Raw genomic sequence first — 12,512 nt, forward strand, 5'->3', positions numbered from 1 at the left:
TTCCCTTAACACCTATATGAACACGCTCAAAAAGACACCAACCGCCCGCTCAGCATCCACCTCTACAGCCACTTCGATGAACTCGCCTTCTTTGGGTTGTGCCCGCAAGTCGGCTACGACCATACCGGAGGTGAACGCCCCCTGATGCTCCACACGGACCTTCATCCGGCGGCAGGTTACCAGATCCGGCTGCAAGGCAGCCATCAGGGCCAGCGGATCATGCAGCGGAGCGCTGTTAATCAGATAGTTCGCCTCGCGGTAAAATTTAAAATAATACGCCAGCGATTCTTCCATGAAGTCAATAACCGCCTTATTCTCTTCCCGTCCATGCAGCTTCAGCAGCTCCACATGCTCAGATGTAATCCGCGTCTGCAGGGTGACATCCAGCCCGATCATCATTACAGGCAGCCCAGAAGTGAACACGCGGTCTGCCGCTTCCGGGTCGCCCCACAGATTGGCTTCGGCCACCGGCGTGACGTTGCCCGGCTTAAAGACCGTGCCTCCCATCACCACCACCTTCTTCAGCTTTGAGGTCAGCTCCGGGTCCAGATCCAGGGCCAGCGACAGGTTCGTCAGCCGTCCGAGCGTCACCAGCACCAGCTCTTCGGAATGTTCATTTGCCAGCCGCACAATGAATTCCGCAGCCGTCTCTTGCACCGGCACCTGCCGGGAGGGCGGCAGCTGAACGCCGCCGATGCCGTTTTCCCCGTGAACATGGGTGGAGAAGTCGGTCAGCTCGCGTACCAGCGCCCGGGAAGCGCCAAGCGCCACCGGGATTTCATAGCCCGGAGCCGCAAGCTCAAGCAGCCGCAGCGTGTTGTCTGCTGCCTGCTGCACATCAATGTTGCCGAACACCGTCGTAATCCCTTCGACCACCACACCCGGTGCCCGAAGCGCATACAATATGGCGAGTGCATCGTCTATCCCTGTATCACAATCAATGATGATTCTAGTTGTGCTGGTGCTCATCTCTATCTCTCCCAATCTCTATATTTACTTTGCTCTCTCGGCTTAGTCGCACTGCCCATCTTAACATGGGGCTTCCCCCGGCTCAATATGGTTTCCACACAATAAAGAATCCGCCAGCTTCATAAGCCAGCGGATTCTTTATTACAGATTATCGGGTTACATAAGCCCCCGCAGCCTTAACGAACCGCTCCAGCGCTTCAGCCAGCAGGGAGCGCGGGCAGGCCAGATTGATCCGCAGATGGCCTTGGCCTTCCGCTCCGAAGACGGAGCCTTCATTAAAGGCCACCTTAGCCTCGCGATACATCAGCTGCTTGAGCCCGTCCGCATCGAGTCCGAGCGCCCGGCAGTCAATCCACAGCAGATAGGTTGCCTCAGGCTTCATCGGCTTCACCTGGGGCAGATGTTCTGTCAGATAACTGATCGCGTATTCGGCATTGCCGTTGATATGCGGGATCAGCTCATCGAGCCATTCTCCTCCTTCGTTATAAGCCGCCTCCACAGCCTCCGGCGTGAAGAAGGGCGACATATGCAAGCTGAGCGTCTTAATCTTATAATCAAACTTCCGCTTTAGCTCTGGGCTTGAGGTTACGATATAAGAGGTCTGCAGCCCCGGCAGATTGAAGGTTTTGGTAGCAGCCAGCGTGGTCAGCGTAATATCCGACAGCTCCGGTGACAGCGAGGCGAACGGAATATGCTTGTGTCCGGGCATAATCATGTCGCAGTGGATCTCATCCGAGATCACGGTTACCCCGTACCGCAGGCATAGCTCGCCCAGACGCAGCAGCTCTTCGCGCTCCCACACTCTGCCGCCCGGGTTATGCGGATTACACAGCAGCAGCAGCTTCGCGCCACCGGCCATAAGCTCCTCCAGCTGCACGTAGTCCATCACATAATGACCGTCTTCCAGCTTCAGCGGATTCGCCGCCACCTTGCGGTCATTCATGCGGATGACATCATAGAACGGATAATATACCGGCGACTGCACGATCACATGATCGCCCGGCTGGCTGAACAGCTCTACAGACAGGCTGAGCGAGGTGACAATTCCCGGGGAATCCGAGATCCAGTCCTTCTGAATCTCCCAGTCATGGCGTCTGCGGTACCAGCCGGCAATCGCCGCTTTGTAAGAGTCGCCCGTCACGCTATAGCCGTATATTCCTGACTGTACGCGGCGCAGAATCGCTTCCTGAACCGCAGGAGGGCTCGCAAAGTCCATATCTGCTACCCACAGCGGAAGAATCTCCTTGTCTCCGAACAGCTTCTCGGACTGGTCCCATTTGTAGGAACGGGTATTGCGGCGGTCTATGATACGGTTAAAATCATACTTCAACTAAAATCACCCATCCTTTCTGCTTGTCCGTACATTGTACCATGGGCAGAGGACATCCGGCATCCTGATTCCATCCGCCAGCCTGCTTCAGCTTCCCTGGCGCAGCCGCTCCAGAGACTGGCCCAGCCGGACCTCCTCCAGCGGCTTCAGCAGATAATCCACAATATCCTGGTCGAAGGCCCACAGGGCATGCTGCTTCGTCTCTGTGACCACCACAATCTGAATATCCGGCAGCTTTTTCTTCACCAGCTCGGCTACGACGACTCCTTGGTGGCCGGGCAGCTGAAGATCCAGAAACAGCACATCGGGCTGCAGCAGAACAATCCGGTCCACCACATTCTCGGGATAAGCAGACATGCCGATCACATTCACCTTGCCTGTATGCTGAAGCATCGATGACAGCTTATAGAGATCCTTCTGATTCACATCCAGCAAATAGGCCTTAATCACCCGGGTTCCTCCTCCTTCCATACGGTGAATTGCGGTTACAAGAGCAGCCCATACATTCTATATTCAAGTGGAAACGGCTTTGCCGTCCTTGTAAAGGACGGTACCGTTTCAGCGAGAAATAGAAGGATAAATTATTGTGTGAAACATATAATTTCTTATATTTTTAAAAAAATTGCTGTCCCCGCGTTTTCAACGAAACGCCTGAGGACAGCCATAGTCGGTATTATATTGCAGCCGCAAGTGTAAGCTGCTTCTGGTAATGCTTTTAGTTGAAGGAAGCCGGCAGCAGGCTGCGCAGATCCTCCGTATTTACAATCAAATGAATGTTAGTCATCGTCCGCAGGGAACCGGAGATGATACCGGCCAGCTCGCCGTGCGTATCGAGCAAAGGACCCCCGGACATTCCGCTTGCCACCTGGGCCGAGGTCAGAATCCGGCTTCGGCCGTTAATGTCGGCTGCCGGAGTGTTGACAATCCCCTCCGTGATGATCGCTGTATTCTTGAGCGGATAGCCCAGGGCATACACCGCTTCACCATGTCTCAGCTTGTCCTTACGCAGCGGCAGATAAGCATAGGCATTATCCTTTTGCTTCATCGCAGCGGGACTTGGCAGTTCAAGGATGGCCACATCCTTCAGCTCGTCGGACTTCGTGACTTTAATCGGACTGATCACCGTTCCGTCCGCCATGACTCCTTCAATGCGCTGTGCGCTTTTGACCACATGATACGCCGTTGCTGCGGTACCGGCCGGAGACAGGATAATTCCTGTTCCGGTAGAGCTTGCAGTACCGTCGCTTTTCAGCACACGCAGATAAAAGATCGCCTTACTCGCTATTCCATAGCTTTGTTCAGCGCTAAACGCCTCAGGTGTATCCGCACTGGTGGTGCCCGAATAGAAGAGTATCGCCGAGATCAATGAGAGGACCAGGCTTACGGCAAGCAGCTTTGTTTTCATCCGCCGATCTCCTTCACTTATGAATTTCTGTTATTTCACAACTGACATGATGTCTTTGTAAGCCCAGTGGGTTGCCGGAACATCCTTGAACCGTACAGCCGTTACCGTCAGCTTCTTCGTGCCGGCAATCCGGTTGATCAGCACTACGGCCTGCGCACGGGTAATCGGTGTTCCCGGCTTGAAGGTTCCGTCAGGGAAGCCTTGCACATATCCCGCCTGCGACAGGGCATTTACATATTTCTCTGCCCAGTGTCCGCGGATATCCTTCTGCTTCGTCACACCGGTCTGAGTTACATCGAGCTTCAGCACAGTGGTCATGATTTTGGAGAACTCTGCTCTGGTTAAGCCCTTCGTTCCGCCGAATCCGCCATCCGGGAAGCCTTCAATAATGCCCGCCGATGCGAAGAATCCGGTCAGGCCTTCATTCTCGGCATTGACATCATTGAACAGATTGCCTACATTCACTTCTTCCATATCGAGCAGCGGCGCAAGGGACTGGATCAGCTCATACCGGGTAATGGCTGCGTTCGGCATGAACAGACCATTCGGATAAGCTGCCATATACTTGATCTCGCCGCTGTTACTCTTCAGGCTGTACTTCGCATTCTCCACTACATACTCGATGGTAATGACTTTATCGTCTTTGTCCGTGATGGCTTTGACCGTCATACTCTTGGTGATCAGCAGCTCGCCGGTGTATTTCGTACTCTTGGCAGTCGGAATGCTGCCGTCCGTTGTGTAATAGATTGTCTGCCCTTCTGGAGCCTTCAGCGCAAGCTTGCTGTTCTTGGCAATCTTCACAGGCTCCTTGCTGTCTCCATTAATAGACGTTGCGCCTGCAATAGCGGTAATTGCCGGAGCTGCCGGTGCAGGTGTCGGGCTCGGAAGCGGAGCTGCCGGGCCAGGACCACCCCCTGGGCTCGTGCCAGGGCCGGAACCAGGGCCGGGATTAGGGACGACAAGCGTCCAGGTCCAGGTTGCCACCGGACTGTACTCTTTGCCGGGAGCAATGGTAACGGCTCTAACTGTTGTTGTGCTCTTAAGATCGATAGGTCCGCTGTACACCTGGGAGGTCTCTGTAGGTGTTGTACCGTCCAGTGTATAGTAGATGCTTCCTCCCTGCTCGCCTGTTGCCAGCTCCACCTTCACTTCAGTGGTGAAATTCTTATCTGCAGGAGTTGCAGTTGGTGCAACTGCTGCGCTCGGGTACTGGAATGCAGCTGTATTAATAGCAATACTTCTGCTTTGTCCTCCAGCGTTTGCCTTCAGCACTGCATTGCCACCTGATATCAGGCTGCCGGTTGTACCGTTCACTACAGCCTTGGACGGATCAGCGCTCCAGGAGAGTGCTCCGCCGCTGCTCATGTGGAATGCCGAACCCACGCGGTTAATCAGATCCTGCGGGTTCAGGATAACAGCGGCTGAAGCCAGTGTCCCTTCATTTGTTCCGTTAAAGGCTTGAAGCAGCGGATAGAATGTGTTCTGGGCTGTCCAGATTCCGGCATCCAGGCCTGCCGGCAGATTCGCGCCGGTAAGCTCTCCAACCGGCAGCCCCATGGCACTACTGTCATTGCCGGACACTGCCTGACCATTCAGATTGTAGTACGCAATATTATTCTTCAGCATTTGTCTGTTGAACAAGGACTGGCTGATTGTGGCCTTGTCCGATTTCTGTCCGGCAATCCCGCCGAAGAAGGCTTGCAGCGGTTGAATTTTGCCCTTCACTCCAGCCTTCACTTCTCCGGTATTCAAGGAAGAAGTAATCGACCCGCTCTCCGCCAGACCGGCAATCCCGCCAGCCCATGCAGTAGACATGCCTTCAGCGAGGACCGCCCCAGCAGAGTAGCTGTTCTTGATCTCTCCCGCATTCAGACCGCTGATCCCGCCGGCGATCGCCTGGGCTGAAGCTACACGGATATCGCCATAGGCCATCGACTCAGTGATCGTGCCTTCCGCACTGTTCTCACCGGCAATTCCGCCTGCGGCCAGTGCAGATGTAACATCAATATTGCCCTTGGATACAGCCTGGTGAATCACACCGGCGTTGCTTCCGGCAATGCCGCCAATCCGGCCCGCTCCGGCAAGGGTCACACCTTCATTCGTGACCTTCTCCAGGGTACCCTGATTCACACCTGCTGCCCCGCCTGCGGCAGCACTGGCAGTCACGGAACCGCTGACCTTCACATTCTGGATGACTGCACCCTTGTGGTTGATCCCGGCAGCAATACCTGCGTTCACTGCACCGGAGAGTTCCGCTCCGGTAAAGTTCACATTCAGGAGCTGTCCACGGTTATCCTTGATGAATCCGGCGGTCTGCTGCCCGGAGGCTTTCAGCGACAGTCCGTTTAACGTATGGCCTTGACCGTCGAATACACCTGTGAAGCTGTCGAATGCCGTCCAGAAGCGTCCGGCAAGGTCGATATCCGCGCCGAGCAGGATCGTTGCCAGCTCCGGCTTGTTCTCAGCCGTTCTGTTGAACAGCTTGTAATAATTCAGTCCTGTCTCGTTATAGAACATGACTGCCCCCGCCAGCTGCAGCGGAGTCTGCACTGTAATAGCCCCATCCGTCAGGTCGTTCAGGAAGGTAGTATCATAGTCGATACTCCAGAGTCCTGAAGCCAGCGGATCAACTGCTGCTGTACTTACAGCTGCTGCGGCCGCGCCTGTGTTACGTCCTACAGCATCCAGTGTGCCTGTGTAGGACGAACTAAGAATTTTGCCGTCCCGGAAGTTGTAGCCGACCAGTGCTCCCTTGGAGACATTGTCCCCGGCAACCGCCACCGTAATCTGCGGTACATTGGCATATACACTAGTTAATGTTCCGTCATTATATCCGGCGAAGCCGCCGTTATAGGAACGGGTCGAAGACTTCACTCCGACAGTAGACAGCTTATTCTGCAATGCGTAAGACTTGCTGATGCTGCCGCTTCTTTCCACGGATGCGGCGAAGCCGCCGCTGCGTGTATCGAAGCCGGTATTGCTGATGTCACCGGAGGCATAGGAATCTGTGATCGAGTAATGATCTACAGACCCGGCGAATCCGCCGACATAAGAGCCTAATCTGCCGCTGACATTCAGCTTGCCTGTGGCATAAGACTTCTGAATTTGTCCGGCAAGCGTGCCGTTCTCACCCAGCAGTCCGGCAAAGCCGCCTGCATACATCGTGTTATCCTGATTGGTATCTGTGATCACTACCGGAATATCCGTATGGGTATTCGTAATCAGGACATGATCGGCCATACCGATCACTCCGCCAACGCGTGTATTCGGTACTGATTCACCTAGAGTAACTGCTGATCCGACGTTGATGGACTGGCCGGAGCCGGAGATCACCTTACTGTAATGAATCTCGCCGCCATCTCCCCAGCCGACAAGCCCGCCGGCATTGATTACTCTGCTGTTATCTGCGTTCACACCGCTTCTGACAATGGTATCCACAATGATACCGTTGCTGTATCCGGCTACTCCGCCTGCACTCACGGTATTACCGCCGGTTACCTTGAGACCGGAGGCAACCTCGGAGCTGTAAATGGAGGCATCCGTATTCTTGCCTGTCAAACCACCTGCATAGAGGTCAGCACGATGATCTGTTCCGGTGACTGTGATCTGGCCGTCATGAACCTTAGCAATGTAAATCCCCTTATACAGCGGATATGCCTTGCCAAAGTCAAAGCCTTGATTGATATCGTCCGCTGAGATCGTTCCGGCGATTCCGCCGACCGCGACCTCACCACTCTTCGCCGCCGCCTGAAGCTCAGGTGACGAATCTGCATTATAGATGATGGAGTTATCACTCTCTCCCACAATACCTCCGGCAGTGATCACTTCACCGGCTGCCTGTAACGAAGCCTTGAACTTGGCGTCATTGATCGCTGTCCGGGAAGCCGATCCGGCAATCCCGCCGAGCACAGCCTTCAAGCTGTCGCTGGTCGTAGCCAGCTTCACGCCTGACACTGCTGCATGTTCAATATCGAAGCTGCTGCCGTTATCCACAGAACGGGTCAGCATTCCGCCGAGTCTGCCTTCCTTCGCGCCCACAACACCGCCAGCCGTACCATTAGCTGTCAGTTGTACGCCGCTTCCGGAGCCGGTTACGATTACATTGCGGATGCTGTTCCCTTGATCGGATTGACCGATCATACCGCCAAGGATGGAGCCAAGCCCCCGCGCTTCCAGGGTTCCGTCTGCAAAGCTCACGGTCAGCCCTTCAGCTTGACCCGTCTGGTAATGTCCAACCAGTCCGGCAACCGTGGCTTCCATTCCTGTTGAAGAGATCCGGTATCTCGAGTTCACTTCAAGGGCCAGGCCTGTCACATTACCATTCTGAACCCCGATAACTCCGCCGATAACGGCATGGTCAGCCGCGCTGCCGATGCTGCCGTCCTTATCGTGAATAACATAAGTGTCAGCTGTAATATCCGCTGTATTGTCGCCGATCAGACCGCCGGCGATGCCGCCTTCAGCTACCGTCTCAATCCGGCTTCCGCCGTCCAGCGTAAGCTGCAGACCGGCAACACTGCCTGAGTTCTGGCCGATGATGCCGCCGACAATGCTGCCGCTGACCTTCACGCCGCCAAGCAGCTTTAGGTCGACATTTTTGACTGTACCCAGATTCGTCCCGGCCAGTACGCCGGTGTAGCCGTTGCCGCCAACCGCGAGCGGCTCAAGGTTCATGTTCTGCACTGTAGCAGTAGCTCCAATGATTCCGAACAGCCCGGAATGCGTGTATACCGGCTGCAGGGTCAGGCCGTCGATTAGCAGGCTTTTCCCGTCGAACATTCCTTCAAACGGATTAGCCTCCTTGTCACCGATAGGCACCCACTGCTTGGATTGGATATGGATCGGATTCATCACAGTCACCGTTCTGTCCTTGAAGCTGAATTGCTCTACACCGGCAATGGTGCCGTTGACAATTCCCGCCAGACCGGCAAGCTCAGCCTCCGAGGTGATCTCGAAGCCGATTGCATCCTTATCCTTCGTGTACCAGTTGATATTGGCATTCACGTTATTGCCGTTGTCTCCGCCGCCGGTATTGGCAGTGCGGTTGACTTCAGGATAGCGGTATGCCGCGCTGAGCGAGCCGTATTTCCAGGCTCCCTCGAAATCCCAGCCCGACAAGCCCGGGAATACCGTTCTGTCCTTCAGTGTCTCCGACAGAATGGTGGTCAGCCGGACATGCACATTCAGCCAGCGGTGATTGCCCTCTGCGAAATCAGGCAGATCGCGGTTGATATTCAGTCCTTCGTCTTTAATATAGTAAGACTTGTAGAGCAGTTCTTTACTTGCATTATCATAACGTCCGGCGAAACCGCCGGCATAAGCGGTCTTTTTCTCCGCTACATTAACCTCTGCTGCTGAGTAGACGTTGCTTATTTTACCGTTTGTAATTCGGCCAACGAAGCCGCCGGCGTAAGAATTATCGTTCGCAGCGTTAACACTTTTCGCTACATAGGAATTCTTGACCGTTCCGCCGGACAGCTCTCCGATCAGACCGCCGACAATGGTATAGACTTTGTTCGCTGTAACCTTGGAAGCGGAGTAGGATTGCTCCACCGTACCGGCTGTATTTCTGCCGATCAGTCCGCCCAGGTAGACCGAACCGCTTGATGTTCCTTGGGCATTGCCCGTCACATCAATATCTACATAAGAGCCAATGACTGCACCGGCATTGCTGCCTACTAATCCTCCGGCATGTGTGCCTGTCCCTTCAATGGTCAGGTTCGCATTGGAGTAAGTGTAGTAGAGTGTTCCTGATGCTGTATTCACACCGGCCAGACCGCCAATGAGGGAGGAATTGCCTCTGGAGATCACCGAGATTTTATCGGTAATGCTGTTGTTGGCAATCAGCGTACGGTTCTCACCGACCATACCGCCCACAATGGCATTTGATGAGGTAGCTGAGACCGTACCCAGTGTACGGGTATTCTGAATCGTGCTGACCGAGGTTGCAGGACTCAGCACCGGATCAATACTCTGAGCCGCATTGAGGCCCACAATGCCCCCGGCATAAGAGGAGACTGCACCGTCGTTAGCCTTCAGATTCAGACCGCTGATATAAGTGTCTACAATAATGCCTGTAGCACTGCCGTGGTTAAATCCGGCCACCCCGCCTGCAGTAGCGCGCGGTGCGTTAAGGGTCAGACTCACCGCTGAACCTACCAGACGTTCCAGCCTGGAGGACTCATTGTAGCCTACAATACCGCCAACATAGGCATCCGTAGCCGCTGGTCCTGCCAGAATGAGCATATTCTCTACATTGACGACTTTGCTGTCACTGCTGATGGTACTGTTCGTAAGGGTACCTGCCAGACCGCCGACAGACGGCTTCGCAGCTTGCGCCTGGATGAGCATCAAGGCGCCATCTTCAGCGTTCACTTCCGGCGTTGTAATATCTGTTGTTGTAGCTACTCCAACGATCGCCCCCGCTTTGGCATCCGCCGCTGTCAGCGTAATCATCGGTTCAGCACCGGGAACATTCAGCACAGCGGATGTAATTCCTGCACGTGCTTCAGGAGTCTCTGTCCCCGCCGAATATCCGGTGATCCCGCCAGCTACAGCGCGTACACCTTTTGCTTGAATAGACAACTGAGTCACTGTAGCGTTAACCAGCTGTCCGGCATTGAAGCCGGTATTCCCGCCGAGCTGGTTATCCGCACCGCTTGCAGTGATAACTACATTCTCCGCATGATTGAACGGAGCGGCTGCGGCCGAATGGTTCTCGCCGAACATACCGCCGGCTTTTACCGAAGCGCCTGTAGCCTTAATTTCAATCCGATTCGTGTGCCCGTTGAACTGGGCAGCCGAGTTATGCCCTGCGCCGCCGCCGAAGCTTACCTTGTCGGCCTTCAGCTCTGTAACGATATCCTGGACATCCACAGGCACAGCAGCAGTCCCGAATACGGCATCTGCGTTCAGCTCGCCTGCTGCGCCGCCGATGATATACCCGCTTCTTCCCGCTTCATTCAGGAAGCTGATCCGCGAGGCCTTACTGCCGGTCAGCGTCAGCGGCTTGGTGTTCACGCCCACGAGTCCGCCGAATGTGATATTGTCCTGCCCGTCTGCCGCATCCGCTACCACAGCTTGAAGCACCAAAGTGCTGTAGCCTGCCGATTCAGCATCACCGGCAGTGACTCCACTTACCGTTCCTTGTGCGTTCCCGGCGATCCCGCCGGCAACCCCGCCTGCAGAAGTGACTTGCAGTGTTGCATATTTAATAGAAGAATTACTCAAGGTTCCTTCCAGATAGCCAACGATACCGCCGATGGTACCATCGGAAGTGATGGCCAGAGGCTTGCTTTCTGTCGTGCCGGTAACTGATGAAGCAATGGTTCCGCCCATTTCGTAACCAACGGTACCGCCGGTGTATACATCCGCAGTACCATTAACCTTCAGTTCACCTGTGGAAGAGGTCTGGGTGATGTTCCCGCCTGCATCGTAACCGGCAATTCCGCCTGTGTAGACTCCTTTACCGCCGTTAACTGAGATCAGCTTTCTATTCTCGAATACTCCTGCCGTAGCGTTGCTGGTAACCAAGCCGCCTGCGGCATATCCGACGAATCCGCCGGTAGCTACATTCTCTGCGCCTGTTGCTGTAATCTGCTGAGTATTCGCATAAGGATGCGTCCAGGTGAATTTGCTGCCGGTATATCCGGCAATCCCGCCTGTATATACGTTCTTGCCGCCGTTATTGGTAACCGGCGCTGTATTTACAAAGGTAATGGAAGCCGCTTCGCTTGCTACCGTACCTGTTGCACCTACCAGCGCCCCGGCTGCCGAATTCACTGCCGCTGCTGCATTCACGGTAATTGCACCATTATTGGTAGTCATGTTGGAGAAGACGACGGTGTTGTCTACTTTACCGGCAATCCCGCCTGCTGCAACCTGATTCCCTCCGGCGATGGTAACAGCCGCCGTATTGATGATTGGAGTGTCTTCATCATTTAGACGAAGCGGTCCTGTAGTATGACCTGCGATCCCGCCTGCGGTAAGCACAGAACTGTCCGTTCCCTGGGCAAGAACCGCTCCATTGTTGACCACTTTTTTGATGATAATGCCTCTGGAATCGCCATAGCCCAACATTCCGCCAACATCGGCTGAACCATACGCTGTAACCGTCCCGTTATTGATAGAATTCGAGATCATCCCTTCGCCCATGCCGACAATACCGCCCGCGTAGGAGTGGTATGGAGAAGCGTCCGAAGTGATATTGATCTGGTTAGTAATGTCAAACACAATGCTGCTGCCGCTCATTTTACCTACAGCAGAGCCTGCATAGACATCATAGGTCACTCCGGTAACAGAGATGGTACCTGTTTCAAAAATCAGGCCGCCTACTGTACCGCCTACCATGTTCCCTACCAGACCCTGATAAGAACGGTTTGCTACTACATTCAACCCGTTAATCTTCTTCATCAACCCGTTCTCGGTGATGAGTGTTCCCCGGAAGGGATGCTCAGCGGTACCGATGGGCACCCACTGGTAAGCAGAGAGATTAAGGTTGTCCGTAATCTCCAGAATTTTACCGCTTAGACCGTTTACGGTACCTTCATTGACGAGCTTGGCTACACCTGCCAGCTCTTCAGCATTCTTAATTTTGAAGGTATCATTCGTTGGCACATACCACCTGGTATCGGCCGTGCTGTCCCAGGTCTGCGGATCAGCCTTGGCCATGATGCCTCCGGCAACTGCGGCAACGACAATTACCGCCAGTGCTATTAGATAACCTATCCATGATCTTCGCTTCAAAGCCATGTTGACACCACCTGAATAGTATTGTGATTAGGGATTTCCCAGCAGAGTGTGCCCGCC

The 12,512-nt window shown here is 54.4% G+C and carries 5 protein-coding genes; all 5 read right to left on the minus strand.

The features are described from left to right. Positions 1–12: 12 nt before the first annotated feature. Positions 13–969 (minus strand): nucleoside hydrolase, encoded by a 957-nt coding sequence (locus MKY96_RS17940; protein ID WP_340942065.1) that lies wholly within the window; start codon positions 967–969, stop codon positions 13–15. A 148-nt stretch (positions 970–1,117) separates the two neighbouring features. Next, the gene (locus MKY96_RS17945) at positions 1,118–2,299 is read right to left on the minus strand and encodes a MalY/PatB family protein (RefSeq protein ID WP_340942066.1); all 1,182 of its coding nucleotides are present in this window, start codon (positions 2,297–2,299) and stop codon (positions 1,118–1,120) included. A gap of 87 nt (positions 2,300–2,386) precedes the next feature. Continuing rightward, entirely contained in the window at positions 2,387–2,749 is a 363-nt protein-coding gene (locus tag MKY96_RS17950; RefSeq protein WP_340942067.1) for a LytR/AlgR family response regulator transcription factor, read from the minus strand. Positions 2,750–3,014: 265 nt separating this feature from the next. After that, positions 3,015–3,704, minus strand: coding sequence for a S1 family peptidase (locus MKY96_RS17955; RefSeq protein ID WP_340942069.1), 690 nt, complete (start codon positions 3,702–3,704; stop codon positions 3,015–3,017). A 30-nt stretch (positions 3,705–3,734) separates the two neighbouring features. Continuing rightward, on the minus strand, positions 3,735–12,455 hold the full coding sequence (locus MKY96_RS17960) for a chitobiase/beta-hexosaminidase C-terminal domain-containing protein (RefSeq protein ID WP_340942070.1): 8,721 nt from the start codon (positions 12,453–12,455) through the stop codon (positions 3,735–3,737). Positions 12,456–12,512 lie beyond the last annotated feature (57 nt).

Origin of the sequence: Paenibacillus sp. FSL R7-0302, assembly GCF_038006885.1 — a bacterium.
Taxonomy (GTDB): Bacteria; Bacillota; Bacilli; order Paenibacillales; family Paenibacillaceae; genus Paenibacillus_AQ.